This is a genomic window from Acinetobacter sp. YH16051, assembly GCF_013417135.1.
Classification (GTDB): Bacteria; Pseudomonadota; Gammaproteobacteria; order Pseudomonadales; family Moraxellaceae; genus Acinetobacter; species Acinetobacter towneri.
The window spans coordinates 60,514-80,395 of the sequence record NZ_VPEN01000007.1 but is presented as its reverse complement, the minus strand read 5'-3'; the positions used below and the strand labels follow the sequence as shown (position 1 = coordinate 80,395).

The 19,882-nt window shown below is 39.6% G+C and carries 16 protein-coding genes; 6 read left to right on the top strand and 10 right to left on the bottom strand.

The genetic code is table 11. The features are described from left to right. Positions 1-19: 19 nt before the first annotated feature. The 3 genes from map to FTV41_RS07880 all read right to left on the bottom strand — a co-directional run bounded on the left by map (position 20) and on the right by FTV41_RS07880 (position 2,761). On the bottom strand, positions 20-814 hold the full coding sequence (gene map / locus FTV41_RS07890) for a type I methionyl aminopeptidase (protein ID WP_004976729.1): 795 nt from the start codon (positions 812-814) through the stop codon (positions 20-22). 178 nt (positions 815-992) lie between these two features. Further along, positions 993-2,150, bottom strand: coding sequence for an RNA-guided endonuclease TnpB family protein (locus FTV41_RS07885; RefSeq protein ID WP_179996381.1), 1,158 nt, complete (start codon positions 2,148-2,150; stop codon positions 993-995). Further along, the gene (locus tag FTV41_RS07880; RefSeq protein ID WP_179996380.1) at positions 2,147-2,761 is read right to left on the bottom strand and encodes an IS607 family transposase; all 615 of its coding nucleotides are present in this window, start codon (positions 2,759-2,761) and stop codon (positions 2,147-2,149) included. The genes FTV41_RS07885 and FTV41_RS07880 overlap by 4 nt, the downstream gene beginning before the upstream one ends. A gap of 366 nt (positions 2,762-3,127) precedes the next feature. On the opposite strand from FTV41_RS07880, the gene brnQ reads away from it, so the two are divergent. Continuing rightward, positions 3,128-4,420, top strand: a complete 1,293-nt coding sequence (brnQ, locus tag FTV41_RS07875; RefSeq protein ID WP_096901417.1) for a branched-chain amino acid transport system II carrier protein — start codon at positions 3,128-3,130, stop codon at positions 4,418-4,420. A gap of 572 nt (positions 4,421-4,992) precedes the next feature. Then, positions 4,993-5,229 carry a hypothetical protein gene (locus FTV41_RS07870; protein ID WP_004976747.1) on the top strand — a complete coding sequence of 79 codons (237 nt, stop codon included), beginning with the start codon at positions 4,993-4,995 and terminating at the stop codon, positions 5,227-5,229. A gap of 173 nt (positions 5,230-5,402) precedes the next feature. Here FTV41_RS07870 and FTV41_RS07865 read toward each other — a convergent pair whose 3' ends face one another. Further along, positions 5,403-5,855 (bottom strand): hypothetical protein, encoded by a 453-nt coding sequence (locus FTV41_RS07865; RefSeq protein ID WP_004976749.1) that lies wholly within the window; start codon positions 5,853-5,855, stop codon positions 5,403-5,405. A gap of 140 nt (positions 5,856-5,995) precedes the next feature. On the opposite strand from FTV41_RS07865, the gene FTV41_RS07860 reads away from it, so the two are divergent. After that, positions 5,996-6,856, top strand: coding sequence for an alpha/beta fold hydrolase (locus FTV41_RS07860; RefSeq protein ID WP_096901415.1), 861 nt, complete (start codon positions 5,996-5,998; stop codon positions 6,854-6,856). A gap of 267 nt (positions 6,857-7,123) precedes the next feature. On the opposite strand, the gene FTV41_RS07855 is transcribed toward FTV41_RS07860, so the two are convergent. Then, the gene (locus tag FTV41_RS07855) at positions 7,124-8,647 is read right to left on the bottom strand and encodes a TerC family protein (RefSeq protein ID WP_004976753.1); all 1,524 of its coding nucleotides are present in this window, start codon (positions 8,645-8,647) and stop codon (positions 7,124-7,126) included. A 777-nt stretch (positions 8,648-9,424) separates the two neighbouring features. Between FTV41_RS07855 and FTV41_RS07850 the strand changes: the two genes are divergently transcribed. Next, complete coding sequence (locus tag FTV41_RS07850; RefSeq protein WP_004976754.1) at positions 9,425-9,889, top strand: MarR family winged helix-turn-helix transcriptional regulator; 465 nt, start codon at positions 9,425-9,427, stop codon at positions 9,887-9,889. 54 nt (positions 9,890-9,943) lie between these two features. Here the strand turns inward: FTV41_RS07850 and FTV41_RS07845 are convergent, their stop codons facing one another. The 5 genes from FTV41_RS07845 to FTV41_RS07825 form a co-directional block, all read right to left on the bottom strand. Continuing rightward, a complete protein-coding gene (locus FTV41_RS07845; RefSeq protein ID WP_154320789.1) occupies positions 9,944-10,621 on the bottom strand; it encodes an SOS response-associated peptidase family protein in 678 nt (225 codons plus the stop codon). Between the two features lie 115 nt (positions 10,622-10,736). Continuing rightward, positions 10,737-12,179: an aldehyde dehydrogenase family protein gene (locus FTV41_RS07840; protein ID WP_131261472.1), complete on the bottom strand. Its 1,443-nt coding sequence runs from the start codon at positions 12,177-12,179 to the stop codon at positions 10,737-10,739. 199 nt (positions 12,180-12,378) lie between these two features. Continuing rightward, positions 12,379-14,544, bottom strand: coding sequence for a malate synthase G (locus FTV41_RS07835; RefSeq protein WP_179996379.1), 2,166 nt, complete (start codon positions 14,542-14,544; stop codon positions 12,379-12,381). A gap of 358 nt (positions 14,545-14,902) precedes the next feature. Continuing rightward, positions 14,903-16,057 (bottom strand): cell division protein ZapE, encoded by a 1,155-nt coding sequence (gene zapE, locus FTV41_RS07830; protein WP_004976758.1) that lies wholly within the window; start codon positions 16,055-16,057, stop codon positions 14,903-14,905. 89 nt (positions 16,058-16,146) lie between these two features. After that, complete coding sequence (locus FTV41_RS07825) at positions 16,147-17,154, bottom strand: AraC family transcriptional regulator (RefSeq protein WP_179996378.1); 1,008 nt, start codon at positions 17,152-17,154, stop codon at positions 16,147-16,149. Positions 17,155-17,323: 169 nt separating this feature from the next. Here FTV41_RS07825 and FTV41_RS07820 point away from each other — a divergent pair, with 169 nt between their 5' ends. Both FTV41_RS07820 and FTV41_RS07815 read left to right on the top strand, forming a co-directional pair. Continuing rightward, entirely contained in the window at positions 17,324-18,802 is a 1,479-nt protein-coding gene (locus FTV41_RS07820) for an NAD(P)/FAD-dependent oxidoreductase (RefSeq protein WP_154320792.1), read from the top strand. A gap of 67 nt (positions 18,803-18,869) precedes the next feature. After that, on the top strand, positions 18,870-19,775 hold the full coding sequence (locus FTV41_RS07815) for a lysine exporter LysO family protein (protein ID WP_004976767.1): 906 nt from the start codon (positions 18,870-18,872) through the stop codon (positions 19,773-19,775). Positions 19,776-19,882: the final 107 nt, after the last annotated feature.

Below are 19,882 nucleotides of genomic sequence, written 5' to 3'. Positions count from 1 at the left end.
ACCTGAAAGCATTCGTGCATTAAATTTCAGGATAACTCCCCGTACCTTCTGGCCACGGCGATAACACTTCAAAGCCTGTATCAGTCACAGCAACCATGTGTTCCCATTGTGCAGAAAGTGATTTATCTGTCGTCACCACCGTCCAGCCATCTTTCAGTTCTTTCACACGCGCTTTGCCCGCATTCACCATTGGCTCAATGGTAAATACCATGCCTTTTTTAAGCACCAAGCCTTGTCCAGGCTGACCATAATGCAGCACACTTGGTTGTTCGTGATACACCTGCCCAATACCATGTCCGCAATATTCACGCACAATGCTAAACCCTTCACGATGCGCCACACTTTGAATGGCATAGCCAATATCGCCCAAAGTCGCGCCCGGTTTCACCGCATGAATCCCTGCGCGCATCGCCTCATAAGTGGTATCGACCAGTTTTTTCGCTTCTGGTTTCACCTGACCCACATAGTACATACGACTGGTATCACCATAAAAACCATCTTTAATCACTGCCACATCAATATTAATAATGTCGCCATCTTTTAAAATGGTTTTGGATGATGGAATACCATGACAGACCACTTCATTGGGTGAAATACAGGTGGTTTTGGTATAACCGTGATAGCCCACATTGGCAGGAATGACTTTTAAGGTATTTACAATATAATCGTGACACAAATCATCTAAGTATTCTGTCGTGACTCCGGGTTTGACATGCTCGCCAATCATCTGCAACACCTGAGCAGCCAAACGCCCCGAAATGCGTAATTTCTCAATATCTTGCTCTGATTTAATGCTGACTTTAAGGGCGCGCATGATGAACTCCTGACCTGAAGCCTGAGATTATAGCCGTTATTTAAAACCTACTCAAACCTACTCAATGTGGGTTTGATGTTTAATTCCTACTTCACCATCAAGAACCTAAAACATTTGCTTTAGGGATTACCTCAATTCCATAGGCTGTCACGGTGTAACTCACCGCCTTAATCACCACTTATGCAGTGATTAAATCTTTATCCGCATATCGCAGGATATTAATTGATGCATTAACATCACGATTTTGGATGGTTTGGCAAACTAAGCACTTCCACTCTCGCGCAGAAAGTGTGAGAGATTGATTTAATTCACCACAGCACGAACACATTTTACTACTTGGGAAGAATCGACCAACCGAAAGTACCGATTTTCCATGCTGTTTGGCTTTATAAATCAACTGCCTTTTAAACTCATAAAAACCCATATCGGATATAGCTCTTGCGAGTTTACGATTCCTCAACATGCCTTTAACATTCAAATCTTCAATCGCAATCACATCAAAACGTGTTACCAAATCCGTTGTGACTTGATGAAGATTATTCTTGCGTAGACAGGCAATTTTATAGTGCAGGCGAGATAGCTTGGATTTTGCTTTTTCTCGATTCTGACTACCTTTTTTCTTACGACTAAAAGACTTGTTGAGTCGCCTTAGTTTTGCAAGCTGTCTTTTAAGTGGTGCGTTAGAAGGAATAACCTCACCATTTGAAAGGGTGGCAAGATTAGAGACACCCAAATCAACACCGATACTTAAACCTGTTTTCGGTTTAAGCTTTTCGATCTGGGTGAGTTCGACAGCGATTGATACAAACCACTTACCACCTTGTTTAAATATTTTGGCCGAGAGAATTTTACCCTTATAGCGCAGATTCTCAGTCATTTTCACCCAACCCAAATTAGGGATTTTAATAGACCGACCCTTTACGCTAAATTGATCATTTGATAATGAAAAACGGTCATCCTTGCCTTTTTTTCTTGGCTTGGGGTATCCTGATTTGCCGTTAAAAAATCTATCAAAAGCACTACCCAACTGCTTAATCGCCAACTGTGGTGCGCACTTAGTCACTTTCTTCATGAAAGGATATTTTTCAAATTTAAAAGTGTTTAGGTGCTTTCTTAATTTACTCTCTTTAGGTCTATTAAGAAGCATTTCATTCACCGCAACATCATAATACTCACACTGATCTCGATATTCCTTATCAGCCTTGTATTGTCGCTGCCACTCTCTTAAAGCCCAATTATACGACAAACGAGCAACACCACTTGCCTGAGCAAAATGGCTTGCTTGTTTATTATTGGGCATCAATTCAATGATATGCCCTCGTATAAATCGACTCATAGTGCTTCTTTGACCGCCTGTATTAGCTTTTGGTTCTTTTTACTTCGGCTTCCATATAATCGTGCTGAAAATACAGTGATAATTTCCAGGACATCTTGAGCCAGTTCCTCCTCAAAACTCAAATTTTCACCCTGATTAATAATTACAATTTCAACATTCCGAGCTTCACATAAAGCAAAAACCAATTCAGCACCAAAACGTAATAATCGATCTTTGTGGGTTAAAACCAATCGACCAATTTCATTATTAATAATTCCATCCAAAAGAGCCTTAAGCCCTTTTTTGTGATAATTCATCCCTGAGCCTAAATCACTAATAATCTCAAATGTCCATCCCTGCTTGGCACAGTACATTTCCAAAACTTGTTTTTGTCGCTCAAGATCAGCCTTTTGATCGTGACTAGATACTCTTGCATAAGCAATAGTTTTTCGGCTGTTCTGAATTGATAGATCATGGATAAGTTCAGGTGTGATCTTGCTTAGATCGTAACGTCTGTGATTTTTTGGGGTTCTATCTGCGACTAAAGTGCCTTCCTCATCCCATCTTCTTAGGGTTTGGATGGAAACACCCAGTGTTTTAGCTGCAACGCCAATACTAACATATCCACTCATTTGTATATAATAATATAGAAATAGGTAGATTTCAACTAGCAGTTATTAACCCTTTCGGCTTGTAAAATCAGCTCAAGCTGCCAAACAAGTATCCATCGTCATGCGACCAACAGTTTTGTTTAAGAACTGCGCATTTAAAATAGCAACCAAAACTTATACTAGATAAGCCATCTATACTATGTGGGATCAGCATTTTTCAAAAATACATCAGATAAACAGTAAGTTATTTAATTTTTATAGTGAAGATTAAAATAGCCTACAAACACATATCATAAAAAATATTCATATGACCTATAAAATAAATTAGAAAATCATAGCTCGATCTACTAAAATCGCTTTCTTTTGTTTACATCTTATTTCTCTCCCATGACGAATTTACGCACACGGGATATTATTGCCTTGGGTTTTATGACCTTTGCGCTGTTTATTGGTGCAGGTAATATTATTTTCCCACCTATCGTGGCACAGCAAGCGGGCGAGCACGTCTGGCTTGCTGCGCTCGGTTTTCTCATTACCGCAGTTGGCTTACCCGTGATTACCATTATGGCGTTGTCACGTGTCGAAGGTTCTATACAAATTTTAAGTTCGCCTTTAGGCAAAATCGCGAGCTTAATTTTAACAGTCGTCTGTTATTTAGCGGTTGGCCCGCTTTTCGCCACACCACGTACCGCTACCGTATCTTATGAAATTGGTTTCTCTGCCTATTTTGGCGATTCCGCGAGCACCTTATTCATTTATAGCGCCATCTATTTTGCCTTGGTGATGTTAGTTTCACTGTATCCACACAAAATTTTAGATACAGTGGGCTATGTACTTTCCCCGCTTAAAATTCTGTCATTACTAATTTTAGGCATCACTGCATTTATTATTCCGACAGGTACAATTTCACCTGCCATTCACAATTATGTGAACAGTCCTGTATCTGAAGGCTTTATTAACGGTTATCTCACTATGGATACCTTAGGTGCATTGGTATTCGGGATTGTGATTATTAATGCGATTCGTTCACGTGGCGTAACTGATAAAAAACTCATCACCCGCTATGCGGTATGGGCAAGTTTAATTTCAGGGATCGGTTTAACTTTAGTTTATCTAAGCCTATTTAAACTGGGGATGGGCAGTCACGATGTTGCCGCCAATGCCAGTAATGGTGCAGTCATTTTACATGCCTATGTGCAACATGCTTTTGGCGGATTTGGCTCGGTATTTTTAGCTGCAATGATTTTTATTGCCTGCATGGTTACGGCAATTGGACTGACATGCGCATGTGCTGGATATTTTGAGCAAATTACTAAAATTCATTATCGCCGTTGGGTATTTATTTTAGTGGGCTTTGCCTTTGTTATTTCCAATCTTGGACTCACCAAACTCATTGCAGTTTCAGTGCCTATTTTAAGCGCGATTTATCCACCTGCAATTGTGGTCATTCTACTCAGCTTTTTCTGGGGATTATTCCGTATTCCAACCCGCGTGATTGCACCTACTGCCGCAGTTGCATTGCTCTTTGGCATCATTGATGCAATGAAGGCCGCAGACTTAGCTAGATTCTTGCCAACCACACTGACCAATTTTCCCCTGAGTGAACAAAACCTCGCTTGGTTGATTCCTGCATTACTGATTTTTGTATTCGCTGCAATTCATGATCGAATGAAAAAATAGCCAGTACGGACTTCGAGCTCGGCTATTTTTTCAAGTCATGCTCTATTTTCGAGCTGTATTGTATTAAAGTCGTGTTTTATCCAAATACGAATTTAAGTTAGACAATAATTGTCAGGTTTTACCCAAACCCGCACTTATTGTTTCTTGTGCTAAAACTGCCTCTTTTTAAGGCAATTTATCAGTCATGATAATAGCAACCCAAATAATTATTTGGTATAAATAAACAAATGAAATTAAAATATTTTCAATAAAAAACTAAAACAAAATAAATCATTCACCCATTTTAAGCAGAGCTCAAATTAACGCTAAAGTCGTATAGTCGCCCTCAAAATTAGCTGGCATAAAATATGCAAGTACGATTGAAATCGTATTTAAATGGCTTAAAAAACACACTACTTTTTATTATTTTGTAAATAAATGATAACAAATAGTAGTATTTCATATGAAAATGATGTTTTTTATCAAAATATGACTATAAGGGCTTGAAATAGTTTGCTGAACAAGGTAGAACAATAAAACCAATCTGACTAAAATGCTCTGATTTTAGTGATTTATAACAAGGAGGGATGGAGATGTTTTCACATTTCAATACGCAAGTCTTCATTAACGCTCTGAAGGCTAACCAAAATCTAGTTACTTTTTTAAGCACCACTTTTGCACTGATGCTGACCCTATTGCTCCAAGGCTCAATTCAAGGCAACTTGAAACCAACCTATTTTTTATATGCCTTATTGGTATGTATAGCCTTTGCGATTTGGACATCCATTGACCAAAAGTTTCGTGAACATAAAAACGTAGAAGTTCATTAATCTTACCCTAGCACCCACTCATTTTAGCTTTTTCGCTTTCACTTTGCGGCAGATGGATCACTCCTCTGCCGCCAAACTCAAAAAGTAGATTCTAATCATCATTCCTGATCTACAGCAAAAATCTCAAAATCTTCTACGGGCTACCAAGAAAAAATTAAACTGAGCAATTAGAATTACAACAATCCATAGATTGCGCCAAGCAATAACACACTAGTCCCACCCAATTCAGCCACAATCAATAACAGCATCGCCAAACTCATGCACCAACTTGGCAATGTCCATGCTGCAATTTGATGCGGTTGTTTAAATTGATTAGTGGTATCTTTAAGCAATCCATGCAAGATATAACTCAGAATAGAAAAGCTAAAAAATACTAAATTTAGAATCACACAAATTAAAATTACAGTGGCATCCCAAATACAAAAATAAGCCAAGACCGCTAAAATTAAACTTGCAGGTGCATATAACAAACTACTGCGATGTGCGATATCCACATAATAATGAGCACGCGCTTGGGCAGAAGCACGAATTTGCCAATATTTCCACACGCCTGTAAGCATCCCCACCCACAAAAATATTCCACTGAAAATAATCGCAAGGCGCACTGCCAAAGATAAACTTTCCATGTTTAACACTCTTTTATTTTTCGTGTGGCTATTTAACTACACTCGCAGACTACTAAGCTTGACTTTAGAGTCAGAATAAATACAAGTTTCTTTTTGGAACTCGTGTAAAGTAACTTTATTCTCATCATCCTTAAAACATTATGAGCACATTTGAAAGCTTAAATATTATATGTGCAGATGGTTATGCCCTCGCTGCCCGTTATTATCCAAATCAATATACACAAGCACAGCGTCTACCCGTCTTGATTTGTCCCGCGACAGGCATTACCAAGAATTTTTATCACGCTTTTGCCACATGGCTAAATGAACAAGGCTATGCTGTGCTGTGTTTTGATTTTCGTGGTATTGGTGATTCGTTACACGAACCATTGAAACAATGTGAAGCCAGTATTGTTGATTGGGGGCAGTTAGATATTCCTGCAGCAGTAAATACTTTGCTGCAAAAAACGCAAGCTGAACAAGTGGTTTTATTGGGACACAGCGCAGGCGGACAATTACTGGGGATTAATCCTGAATATCATAAAGTGGCAAAAGTCGTAGCTGTTTCAGGCTCTACAGGCCACACAAAAGGTTTAAAAGGTCGTACTCGCCTACTTGCCCCTGTGATGTTTAAAGTTATTTTTCCACTTGCCAGAATCACACATGGTTATGGCCCAACCAATGCAATTGGCATGGGCGAAAACCTACCTAAAAATGTGGCCCAACAATGGGCACAATTTTGTAGCAAACCCGGCTATGTCATCAATGCTATAGGCAAAACAGTTTCACAGCATTATCACGATGAAATTCGTTGCCCGATTACTGCTATTTGGAGTTCGGATGATGAGATTGCCACCGAAGCCAATGTGAAAGATTTACTCCGTCTCTATCCCCATGCATCGACTAATATGATTGAACTTAAACCAAAGCGTTATCAGCATAAAGCCATTGGGCATATGGCGATGTTTAAAAAGTCACATCGAAATTTATGGAATGTGATTGAAAATCAATTGGCAGTTTAATTTTTAGTGGCGAAGTCACATACAAATTAAACATTTGTTTTAGTTTCTCGCTTTTTCTTTTCCCTGTTTAAGCAACCAAATTTGTAATCCTGTTTGGTTGTTTCTTTTTTTCTATTCCATGCCACATTTCATGTTCAGCTTTTAAAATCCAGACTTATCGCTGATACACATTTTCAGGATGAAACATCACAATCTTTTTATTACACCATAAAAAAGCTCCACCATTTCGGTAGAGCTTTTTGAGTGATTTAATTCAAAGCTTAGTAATTAGCGTAAGCGAATCATCACAGTTTTAATACGGTTACCATCAAGTTCTGTCACTTCAAAGTGCACACCTTGATAATCCAACTGCGTGCCGACCTGAACTTCACCTTGGGTTTTATCTAAAATCAAACCTGCAACGCTAATGTAGCCTGCATCTTCTTCAATCAGATCCATCATACCCAGTTCAAGTTCAAGCTGGTATAAATCCAGCATACCTGTTGCTTTCCATTCGTTTTCATTGGTTTTAACCAAATCTAACTGTTCGTCTGCATCAGGGAATTCACCTGCAATCGCTTCAAACACATCAAGCGGTGAAATCAAACCTTGAACATTACCAAACTCATCGCTGACTAAAACCAAAGAACCTTTAGAGGTACGTAACGTATTGATCGCATCAATCACTTTCATTTTTTCAAAAATGTAAATTGGACGCTGACGTTTAATTAAAGCTTTAAGCTCTTCTTCTTCGTCCAATACATCCAACAACTCTTTGGCACGTACAATACTAATGACTTTATCTAAACTACCACGACACACTGGGAATAAGCTGTGTGGTACAGATAGAATCTGTTCGCGGATTTGTTCAGGTGAATCTTCAATATCGACCCATGAAATTTGGCTACGTGGCGTCATAATTGATGCGACTGAACGCTCTGCCAAAGTCAAGACACCACCAATCATGTAGCGTTCTTCATCTGCAAACGCTTCTTGCGCTTCGTTATGCAAATCAGGGCTACTGGTTTCAACTCGCCCCCCCATCAATTTTAAAATTGAATCTGCAGTACGGTGACGTAACGGAATTTTTGCTTCATGTTTTGCAACATTGCGCTGACCAAATTGGTTAAACGCTTCAATAGCAATCGCAACACCAATACCCGAATAGATATAACCTTTAGGGATATGGAAGCCAAAACCTTCTGCAATCAAGCTGATACCAATTAATAGTAAGAAGCTTAAACACAAAATCACCACTGTTGGATGACGGTTCACAAAAGCAGTTAATGGCTTAGATGCAAGTAACATCACCAACATTGCAACCACCATGGCAACCATCATCACATAGATGTTGTCGACCATGCCAATTGCGGTAATAACTGAGTCTAAAGAGAAAACTGCATCTAGAACAACAATTTGTGCTACAACTGCGGCAAAACTTGCATAAACCACATTGGTCGTGACTTTGACTTCGGGTTTGCCTTCCATCTTCTCATGCAACTCTCCTACCGCCTTATAGACGAGGAACAAACCGCCACCCAAGAGAATGAGGTCACGCCCTGAAAAGGTTTTTTCAAATAAGGTAATTAACGGTTCGGTTAAAGTAACCAACCAAGAGATTGCAAATAACAATCCTAAACGCATAAACAACGCTAAAGATAAGCCAATCACACGGGCTTTATCACGCTGTTCTGGGGGTAATTTTTCTGCAAGAATTGCAATAAAGACTAGGTTATCAATACCTAATACGATTTCTAGAATAATAAGTGTAATTAAACCAACCCATATTCCCGGATCTAATAAAAACTCCATTAGTTCATAGCTCCGAGATAGTTAGCAGAAATCGAAATATAAAGTAGACCTGCGCACGGCGACGGATCCATAAAAGTAACCTTTTTAGCAATAGATAGCTTAATTATGCACAATCTTGAACATTTGTAATTAAATTTTTAATTTTTTTGAATAAAACTAAACAGTACGATCTATAAGATGGTTTTTACTTTATTTTTCACATTCTTAATTTTTTTAGAGCGATGACAGCCAAACAAAAGCCGTGAGAATGGATTAAAAATGTCAAATGAATTGTAATGTATTTTTAGACGCATTAGTCATAGATTACAACTGTAAGCCAACCCACACTTTAATCTAAACTTAAAATATTGATAAAAAACAACTATTGTTAAAAGATTAGACCAAAGCTTATAATTTTTTTGCAAAATTCAACGCAATAACCCGCACTTTTACCTAAAAGCCAAGTGTACAAATGTATTTTTTTAACTAAAATGCAGCCTAAGTTGATGGTTAAATTGATAATTCAACTTATAAAACCAGATAACTCACTACTAATCCAAACTAAAACAATTCTATAGGATTAATTGATATGACACATGAATATGGATTGAACTTAAACAAATGCCTACGCGCTTGGAAAAATAGCCATTTCAAAGCCAGCTTCTAAATCGAGATTCATCATATTTCGTCAGATTTCAACCAAATTTTAGCCACTGAAAGCATCTTGCTAAGCACATGAGTTTTCACATAAAATGTGAAATATCAAAAATACAATTAAAACAATGCAGGGAATATGCAATGTCCAAGAAATATTCAAAATTTCTACCATCCGCCGACCAATATGATATTGAACAATTTCCGTATTATTGGGTCACACAAGTACATGCTCAATATGTACAGAATGTCGATCAGGCACTTAAAAAGTATGGTTTAGATAATTCTCGCCGTCGTATTTTATTGGCATTAAGGTCAAAAGCACATGCGAGTGTGTCTGATTTGTCAGACATGGTGGTGTCAAAAATGTCAACTACAACTAAAATTGTTTATCGTTTAAAAGATGAAGGTTTGGTTGAAACTTATTCTTGTGATGATGATGCGCGTATCACTCGTGTCGTGCTTACTGAAAAAGGTAATGAGATGACCAACAAAATTAATGATCTGACTAGCGTTGTTTTAGAGCAGTCATTTGATGGTTTAACTCCACTACAAATTGAAAAAATGATGGAAAGTTTACGTCATATTTTTAATAATTTAGCACGCTAAACATCACGTTATTGTTCCACATCTGTTCTTATCCTATATAAGCACAAGATGTACTTAAAGATCGAAAAAATTGAGCTGGGGGCTTACTTTTTCGATCTTTGCTTTTGGTACATGTGAACACTCAAACTCGTCTACAGGAAAGCCCTGCACAAAGCTGTGTATGTTCGGTGTTTTCAAACTTAGCCATTCATCTAAACGTGCATGTGGAATAACAATAACAGAACGTTTGACTGGCCCAGGCTCATGAAATTCCTTCATCATCGCGTGATCAATTGCGTCCATGGTAATCATACTCGCAGAACGGACAATTTCTTCCGTGCCTTGCCCATCCTTTAAACGGCAAATTTCATACAGTGCTGCAATAAAAAAGGCCTGTCCATCTTTACGACGTACACCCCAACGCTGCGGTTTACTGTCTATATATTTGGATTCATAAAATTCTGACACAACAATCGCGCCAAATTTACACTTATAAGCAGCTTCACTAAAACTTGGTTTTTCTAATAAAGTTTCGTTACGGCAATTATAGGTTTTTTGCGCAATACTTCTGTCTTCCGCCCATTTGGGAATCAAGCCAAAATTCACCGAGCGCCACTCTAAACCTTGTTCAGACTTAAACAATAGTGGCACACTCGAATTTGGATACGCTTCTTCAGCATATTCAAACGGAATTTCAGGCAGACCTAATGCAGATAATTGCGCTATGCTTATTGGTTTAAAATTGGCACACATATACAAATTGGATGATTAGACACACGCACTATATTATGCGTTTTGATCATGAACAGTAAGTGCGCACCCACGCATTCCTTCTTACTCAAACAAAACGCAGGACAAATAATTACCGTTAAGCTGGCAATGTCAGCCAATGCGTGCGGGTAAATTCTTCAAATATCCAGCGCCCATTAAAACGACCTAAGCCTGAGTTTTTCTCACCACCAAACGGTGCATTGGCATGATCGGCAACGGTAATACCATTAATATGTGTCATTCCAACATCAAACTGTGCTGCAAATTCTGCACCGCGTTCTACATTTGTAGTGCATACAGCAGCAGATAAACCATAGCGTGTATCGTTCGCTAACTGTAAGGCATGTGCGGTATCTGCTGCTTTGAGAATCGGTAAAATAGGTCCAAAACTTTCATTTTGTACAATTTCTGAATCGGCAGCGACATTCACAAAAACATGTGGTGCAACTAAGTTCCCCGTAACCCCGCCCGCATAAACCAATTCTGCACCCTGCGCCTGTGCTTTTTGAATAATATGCTGATGCTTTTTCACCTGTTCTGCATTAATAATTGGCCCAATCAAGGTGTCATTTTTATTCGGATCACCTACTACTAATTGCGACACACTTGCTAACAATTTTTCAAGATAGGCTGCATAAATAGACTGATCGACAATGACCCGATTGGTACTCATGCAAATTTGACCTTGATGCAAAAAGCGCCCCATCACAGTTAGTTCTACGGCCAAATCTATATCTGCATCATCCAAAATGACTAAAGGTGCATTGCCACCGAGTTCTAAGGCGACACGTTTTAAATGCTCACCCGCAACGGCCAGTTGCCCTACATGCTGTCCAACTTCTGTAGAGCCTGTAAATGAAATCATTTTAGGAGTTACATGCTCAACAAAGTAATCACCAATTTCACGACTCGCACCCGCCACCACATTGAGTACGCCTGCAGGCAAGTCTGCTTCTTCGAACAGTTTACCGAGTATAGTTCCACCTGTGACTGGCGTATCACTGGCAGGTTTGAGCACTACACTATTACCACAAGCAATCGCTGTAACCACTGAACGCATAGACAAATGGAAAGGGAAATTCCACGGACTGATCACAGCAATAACACCCAAAGGTTTACGCAAAACAACACTACGGACTTTCGGATCTTTGCTTTCCAGTTGCGTCGTGGTCATTTGCTCGGGAAATTGTGCAGCTTCTTGAATAATCCCTAAAGCAGCATCGACTTCGATATTGGCTTTTAAACGGGTACTGCCCGACTCATCAATCAGCCACTGGATAATTTCTTCGCGTCGTTGCTGAATGACTTGCTCTAAGTTCTTAATGATGTATTGACGCAGACTTGTGGATTGAATCAATTGTTCATCAAAAGCTTTTTGCGCTGTACTATAGGCACTATCAACATCTACCACGCTGGCGCCCTGCATCTCAAAAATTGTAGTTTGATGATATGGATTCAAGTTTGGAATGGTTTTAGTAGATGTCCCAACCGACCACTTGCCGCCAATAAATTGTTGATTCAAATCTTGATATGCTGGCATGTATTTGTCCTTGCGCTACTTTTTATATATGACTTTCACTCTACTCCGCAGCTTGATGTTTTTCTAGCAGCAAGTACATCCTGTAACTATTCAGCTGCAAAATTTTCAAAAAACCATAAGCAAAATACAGGCAACAAAAAAGCCTCCGAAGAGGCTCATTTGTTTGTATTACACAATCAGTAAATCAAATCCTAAAGGATTAATCACCTGTATAACCTTTTAACTTTAAACGCGCTGCGTGTAAAAGTGGCTCTGTGTAACCAGAAGGTTGCTCGCCACCTTTGAAGATCAAGTCAGATGCAGCTTGGAATGCAATGTTATTAGCAAAGTCGTTAGACATAGGCGTGTATAGTGGATCATCAGCATTTTGTTGATCTACAATTTTCGCCATGCGCTGCATTACTTCTTCAACCTGTTCACGCGTTACAATTCCGTGACGTAACCAGTTGGCAACGTGCTGAGAAGAAATACGTAAAGTTGCACGGTCTTCCATCAGGCCCACATCATTGATGTCTGGAACTTTAGAACAACCTACACCCAGATCAACCCAACGAACGACATAACCCAAGATACCTTGGCAGTTATTTTCCAGTTCTTTTAGTTTCTCTTCTTTAGACCAGTTGGTATCAGTTGCAAGAGGTGGAGTTAACAAATCATCTAAAGGCAATGCTTCAGTTGCAAGCAATTCTTGCTGACGGTTTGCTACATTAATTTGATGGTAGTGAATCGCGTGAATCACTGCACCTGTTGGAGACGGAACCCATGCACAGCTTGCGCCTGCTTCAGGATGTTCAGTCTTGGTTTTGTACATGTCTAACAGCATGTCTGGTTTTGGCCACATGCCTTTACCAATCTGTGCTTTACCACGTAGACCTGTTTGTAGACCTACCATGACGTTACGGTTTTCGTAAGCTGGGAACCATTTTTGGCCTTTGATTTCGCCTTTACGAACAAATGGACCTGCTTCCATGAAGGTATGGATTTCATCACCTGTACGATCCATGAAACCGGTGTTAATAAAGATGGTACGGTCTTTCGCCTGAGCAATACAGTTTTTCAGGTTAACAGAGGTACGACGCTCTTCATCCATGATACCGATTTTCAGGGTTTTAGCAGGTAAGCCAAGCGCTTGTTCAGCACGTTCAAACAGCTCAACCGCAAATGCTACTTCTTCTGGACCGTGCATTTTTGGCTTAACGATATACATAGAACCGGTACGTGAGTTCTTGATCGTGTTCTCACCACGGATATCAGCCACAGAAAGCAATGGAGTGACCAATGCATCCATGATGCCTTCATAAATTTCTTCGCCATCTACAAGGATCGCCGGGTTTGTCATCAAGTGACCCACGTTACGAAGCAGCATCAATGAACGGCCATGAACCTTGGTCTCACCGCCTTCAACATTTTTGAAGGTGCGGTCAGCATTTAGTTTACGGGTAATGGTCTTGCCATTTTTCTCGATAGACTCTTCAAGCGTACCTTTCATCAAGCCTAACCAGTTACGGTAGCCTTCAACTTTTTCTTCAGCATCAACTGCTGCAACAGAGTCTTCCAAGTCTTGAATCGTCGTTACAGCCGCTTCAAGCACAACATCTTTCACGCCAGCTGCATCTGTCTGTCCAATTGGGCTGTTTGCATCAATCTGGATGACTGCGTGCAGGCCGTTATTTTTCAGTACGATTTCAGTTGGTGCAGAAGCTTCGCCATTGTAACCAACGAATTTAGAGCTATCCGTAACAGTTGTTGTAGAACCATCTTTTAGGCGAACAACAAGTTTGTTTGCTTCTACAGCATATTGAGTCGCGTCGGCATGTGAACCTTGCGCCAATGGGAAAGTTTCATTTAAGAAGTTTTTCGCGAATGCAATTACTTTTTCACCACGAACTGGGTTGTAGCCTTTACCTTTTTCTGCTCCATTTTCTTCAGAAATAACGTCAAAACCGTAAAGTGCGTCATATAACGAACCCCAACGTGCGTTTGCTGCGTTCAAGCAATAACGTGCGTTACGTACAGGTACTACGAGCTGTGGACCAGCCAATAATGCGATTTCTTCATCAACATTTTCGGTGGTAATTTGAAAATCTTCTACTTCTGGTAATAAGTAGCCAATTTCAGTCAAGAAAGCTTTGTAAGCTTCTAATTCAAATGTATTATTGCGGTGCCATTCATCAATTTTAGCCTGAAGCTCATCACGCTTTGCGAGTAATGTTTTGTTCTTAGGGCTAAGATCGACAACGACTTGCTCAAAGTTTTTCCAGTATGTATCACTGTCCAAACCAGAACCTGGTAATGCTTCATTTTCGATGAAATCGTAAAGTTCTTTAGCAATCGCTAACTTGCCTTTTTGAATACGTGCAGTCATTGTCTTTCCTGATATTGCTACTTTTTATACAAGAGATTCTAGTATACTGATTTATATTTAGCTGAATAGTATTATCACATTTCAAAATAACGATCATTTATTACAAGATGAATGACAACAATCATCATAAATCCTGATCAGAAACACGACACTATTACTCATCTAAATACACTTTTACAGTGTATAAAGTTTTTGAAATGTCGAAATTAGACTTAAGTTCAGATTTTGTTGTAAAAATCGACGTCAGTCTTATTGCAACCCTTCAAGATTAAGCCATGTTTATGACAAAATGTCGATAAAACCAACAGTCACATCTTTTCTATCATAAAAAAGCGCCTAGTTCTAGGCGCTTAAAAGATCAACTGATTTGATGTTTGGCTTCGGTGGCCTGTATCTGTCGATGTTCTTCATTTAAGTAATCATCAGACTGCATTTCCAATAAACGTGAACGTGTGCGTTCAATTTCAAATGCCAGTTTTTCGCCCTGATAAATTTCAATAATCGAATCTTCAGAAGTCAGTAATAACTTGACACCACGATCATAAAATTCATCGACCAAATAAATAAAACGACGTGTTCCTTCAGACAAGAAGTCTGTTAAATGCGGTACATTGCTCACCAAAACCGTGTTGTAGATGTTGGCAATTTCAATAAAGTCTGCAGGACTACGCGGTTTAAAGCACAGTTCTGAAAATTCACACCACAACACATCTTCAGTATGCGCAATTGTTTCAACAATACGTTGGTTGATAATAATTGGCTCAGAAGAATAATGTTGTGTATTACTCAAAGCACTGAAACGCTGTGCCATCCAGTTTTGATTATCATGCGTTAAAGGCGATTTAAATAATTGCGCCTGTTTCAAAACACGTAAGCGATAATCTACACCAGCATCGACATTTAGCACTTGGCAATGTTTTTTGACCATTTCAATGGTTGGAATAAAACGATCTCGATGGATACCATTTTTATATAAACCGTCTGGGGCGATGTTAGATGTTGCCACCAAAGTAATGCCACGATGGAATAATTTTTGGAACAAGTCACTCAGAATCATCGCATCAGTCACGTTAGATACGAAAAATTCATCGAAACAAATCACCACTGCATCTTTATAAATTTGGTCTGCAACAGAATCGAGCGGGTTACGCTGCCCTGAAAGTTTGTTCAGTTCACGATGCACATGCTGCATAAAGTGGTGAAAGTGCATACGTGTTTTACGTCTAAATGGAATCGAGTCGTAAAACTGATCCATGAGCCATGTTTTACCACGACCTACACCACCCCACATATAAACACCCTGTGGTGCTGTTTGGCGGCGGAAACGGCGGAACGCTTTTTTTGATGCTTTATAGCGTTGAATTAATTCCTGCCACACACGCTCAAGTTCGTGTACAGCCTGCGCCTGCGCATCATCTGGCATAAATTGTCCAGAGGCTAACGCTTGTGCATAACGCTCCGCAGGCGATAATGGAGTAAAGGCTGTGGTTTGTGGCGAATTAAAATCAGACATATTCATCAGTACTTATTTGGGCAAATAGATTATAACGAAGATCGAATCACGAGATATAGCACTTTGGCATAGTTTGCAAAATACTTAGGCTATTTTGTATATTGGCGTGGACTTTGTCCAAACCACCGCTTAAAGGCATGATTAAATGCTGCGGGTTCTGAATAACCAAGTAACTCTGCAATCATTTCAATTGAATATTCCTGATATTCAATTAATCGCAATGCTTTATCTTTGATGAGATCTTCACGAATTTGTTTATAACTGGTGTTCAGTTGTTGCAGTTGATGGCGCAATGTCCGTTCAGGAATTTGCAAAGCATGTGCTGTTTCTGCCATGCTCGGCATACTGCCCTGTTGTAACTCCAAATAATCTTTTACGCGCTGCACTACCGAAGGCGCATCATCTTCAAGTTTAAGTCGCTCTAACTCAATCACACACTTGGCTTCAAAACTGCTAAAAGTGACTGCATCGGCAGAGGGAATACGTGCTGTGAGAACTGCATCATCAAACCAAAATGCTGCTTGTGATTGATTAAAAACAATATCTTGACCGTAATAATCATAAAAAGTTTGCAAAACTTCACTTTGCTGCGGCTGTACAAATGGCAATTCTATGCGAATACGTGGCGCACTCATTCCCATCATTTTATATAGGTCTTGAATAAATTTGAATGTGCCTGAAATTTCACACTGCGCACGTAATACACCTAAACTACTATGTAAATCATTGGGTTGATAACACAATGCAATATGTCGCGTGCTATGTTGTAAACTTAGTTTCCCGCTTAAATGCGTCAATCCCTGATATTGAATCCCTTTTTCTAATGCAGTGGCAATATCTGGACTGGTCACCAATAACATCAATAAAGGACCATAACCTGCCAAAGCATAATGCTGTCCAATAAACAGCCCCATTTCAGGCTCTACATCTTCACCAATGACTTTGAGAATATCCCATTCCAAACTCGGATGAATAATTGAACTGGTATCCAGCGCATCTGCACGCAAGCCGATACTTTGCAATTTTGCATCGACATCAACGCCTGCTTTACGCATGCCTTGTATTAAATACATTAAGCCAAGTATGGATCTTTTCATAAAATGAACAGTGCGAAACGGAATATCCTTTTTACCCGATTCATCCACAGATAGAAATTGCCGAAAATATCAATTTTTATGTCAGCACGATCATGTTACCGCATGCTGGCTTATTCTATCCTGACTCAAACAAACTCAAATCAAACAAAATAAATATAAGGATATCTTCATGCAGGATGCAGCAGCGTATTATCAAGTCGCAATTATTGGTGCAGGCTTTGGCGGATTAGCCATGGCGATTCGTTTACTACAACGCAATATTCATAACTTTGTGATTTTAGAAAAGTCTGATGAAGTGGGTGGTACTTGGCGTGAAAATCAATACCCTGGTGCGGCTTGTGATGTGCAGTCGCATCTGTATTCATTGTCATTTGCACCCAAAACTGACTGGTCAAAACGCTATGCCGAAGCACCAGAAATTTTTCAATATATTCAAGATGTGGTGCAACAATTTAATCTGCGTGAATATTGCCAATTTAACAGCGAAGTGGTGCATACCGAATACCATGAAAAAGACTGTGTATGGCATGTTGCGTTAAAAGATGGCAGACAATTGAGTTGCCAATATTTAGTCTTTGCTTCTGGCCCACTGCATGTGCCACAAATCCCGCACATTAAAGGCATTGAAAAGTTTCAGGGCAAGGTTTTTCACTCGTCTCAATGGGATCATCAATACAACTTAAATAGCAAAGTTGTGGCATCTATTGGCACAGGCGGCAGCGCGATTCAATACATTCCTGAAATTGCACCTCAAGTTAAACAGTTATATGTCATGCAACGTACAGCTGCATGGGTCATTCCACGAGATGAACGCAAATATCTGAATATTGAGAAAAAACTGTTTAAACAAGCAGACTGGTTTAGAAAATTGCATCGTGCGCGTTTGTATTGGTCGAATGAATCACGTGCAATTCCAATCATGCAACCTAGCGTGATGAAATATACCCAAAAACTGGCAGAAGCCTTTATTCGTTTTCAGGTCAAAGACAAACAATTGGCACAAAAACTCACGCCTGACTACATTATGGGATGTAAACGTATTTTAGTGTCCAATAAATACTTCCCAACTTTTAACCGTGACAACGTCGAATTAGTGACTGATGCAATACAGGAATTGACTGCAGACAGCATCATCACCAAAGATGGTAAAATGCGAAAAATTGATTGTCTGATTTATGGCACAGGCTTTATTACCGATCCGCGTATCTATCTACAGCCATTTAGCTGCATTGGTGAACATGGCGTTGAATTAAAACAGGCATGGAAAGATGGCGCAGAAAGCTATTACGGCATTAGCCACAAAGGTTTTCCGAACCTGTTTCAGTTGCTTGGGCCAAATACAGTTTTGGCGCATAACTCGGTTATTTTTATGATCGAATCGCAAGTCGATTACATTCTGCAAATGATGGATTTGGTGGCACAATCACAGAGCAATGCAATTGTAGTAAAAGATCAAGTACAAGATCAATTTAACCACGATGTGCAAGACATGCTAAATAACACGGTTTGGCAATCTGGCTGTGTAAGTTGGTATCAACAAGATGGTGGAAAAAACTTTGCACTTTGGCCAACCTATACTTGGAAATATTGGCTAAAAACCAAGTCGCTGCATCCGAGTGATTTCAGATTAATCAGTAAAGCGGCATAAATTACCGCTTTTAAAAGCAAACTGGCATAATCAACAGGTTTTTATCTATCTCCCACCTGTTGATCTCATGCAATCTCTTTGGCTGATTTTCCAATTACTCTGCTGTTTATGTCTAGGCTTTGTACTGGCAAAACGCCTCCCTCGAATAATCGAAAAAATTGCGTTTCAACTGCTTCCATATTTTAGCTATATCCTGCTAATTGCAATTGCGATGGAATTTTCACAAACGCTCGGTTCACTACAGCAGCCATCGCATATTCTATCTACAGCTTTACAGATTGCATTTGCTACATCAATTGGTGCTTTTCTGTGTTGTTATTTGCTTTACAAAGGTTTGGGGCTGCAAGCAACGCAAGGCAAAGTTTCATTACAGTTGTTGATTCAATCCTGCATCAACATCAGTTATGCCTTTTTTGCACTTTTGGCAGGCTACGTGCTGCATCTACTTTTTAGTGCTATGGATTTCCAAGTTCAGATCAACACTTGGTATTTACTGTTGCTGTTTATGTGGATGATTGGACTCGATCTCGCTTATTCGCCTTTAGATCGTTCTTGGCTGAATTGGAAAATTTTAATGGTGCCCGTAGGCTGTATTTTCGGTTCAGTTGCAGGGGTACTACTTTGCGCACTTTGGCTCCCCATCGCTCTACAAGATTTGCTTATGCTCTCACAAGGTTATGGATTTTATTCCATGAGCGGGATTGTGGTGTCAGAACTTCGCAATGCCGAATTGGGTAGTATTGCGTTAATGAATGATTTATTCAGAGAGATTTTTGCGATATTGCTGATGTATATTTTGGGATGGCGTTATCCACGTGCTGCAATTTCTGCCGCAGGCGCAACTGCCATGGACGTCACTTTGCCCATGGTAAAACAAGCCTGTGGCAACGATTTTATTCCACATGCCATGGTCAGTGGATTTGTATTGTCAATCCTTGCACCCATTGCTGTAAGTGTATTGGCTGCTATTTAAAAAGAATCAACAATTGTCCTCTCTCCCTCTGGGAGAGAGTTGGAGAGAGGGTTTGCGCTCTATTTAGGCGAGAGTTAGAGAGAGGGCTTATCTCCCTTTTAGAGAGT

Coding starts and splice junctions, on each gene's coding strand:
- map (WP_004976729.1), bottom strand. CDS start 814: ATGCGCGCCCTTAAAGTCAGCATTAAATCAGAGCAAGATATTGAGAAA.
- FTV41_RS07885 (WP_179996381.1), bottom strand. CDS start 2,150: ATGAGTCGATTTATACGAGGGCATATCATTGAATTGATGCCCAATAAT.
- FTV41_RS07880 (WP_179996380.1), bottom strand. CDS start 2,761: ATGAGTGGATATGTTAGTATTGGCGTTGCAGCTAAAACACTGGGTGTT.
- brnQ (WP_096901417.1), top strand. CDS start 3,128: ATGACGAATTTACGCACACGGGATATTATTGCCTTGGGTTTTATGACC.
- FTV41_RS07870 (WP_004976747.1), top strand. CDS start 4,993: ATGTTTTCACATTTCAATACGCAAGTCTTCATTAACGCTCTGAAGGCT.
- FTV41_RS07865 (WP_004976749.1), bottom strand. CDS start 5,855: ATGGAAAGTTTATCTTTGGCAGTGCGCCTTGCGATTATTTTCAGTGGA.
- FTV41_RS07860 (WP_096901415.1), top strand. CDS start 5,996: ATGAGCACATTTGAAAGCTTAAATATTATATGTGCAGATGGTTATGCC.
- FTV41_RS07855 (WP_004976753.1), bottom strand. CDS start 8,647: ATGGAGTTTTTATTAGATCCGGGAATATGGGTTGGTTTAATTACACTT.
- FTV41_RS07850 (WP_004976754.1), top strand. CDS start 9,425: ATGTCCAAGAAATATTCAAAATTTCTACCATCCGCCGACCAATATGAT.
- FTV41_RS07845 (WP_154320789.1), bottom strand. CDS start 10,621: ATGTGTGCCAATTTTAAACCAATAAGCATAGCGCAATTATCTGCATTA.
- FTV41_RS07840 (WP_131261472.1), bottom strand. CDS start 12,179: ATGCCAGCATATCAAGATTTGAATCAACAATTTATTGGCGGCAAGTGG.
- FTV41_RS07835 (WP_179996379.1), bottom strand. CDS start 14,544: ATGACTGCACGTATTCAAAAAGGCAAGTTAGCGATTGCTAAAGAACTT.
- zapE (WP_004976758.1), bottom strand. CDS start 16,057: ATGTCTGATTTTAATTCGCCACAAACCACAGCCTTTACTCCATTATCG.
- FTV41_RS07825 (WP_179996378.1), bottom strand. CDS start 17,154: ATGAAAAGATCCATACTTGGCTTAATGTATTTAATACAAGGCATGCGT.
- FTV41_RS07820 (WP_154320792.1), top strand. CDS start 17,324: ATGCAGGATGCAGCAGCGTATTATCAAGTCGCAATTATTGGTGCAGGC.
- FTV41_RS07815 (WP_004976767.1), top strand. CDS start 18,870: ATGCAATCTCTTTGGCTGATTTTCCAATTACTCTGCTGTTTATGTCTA.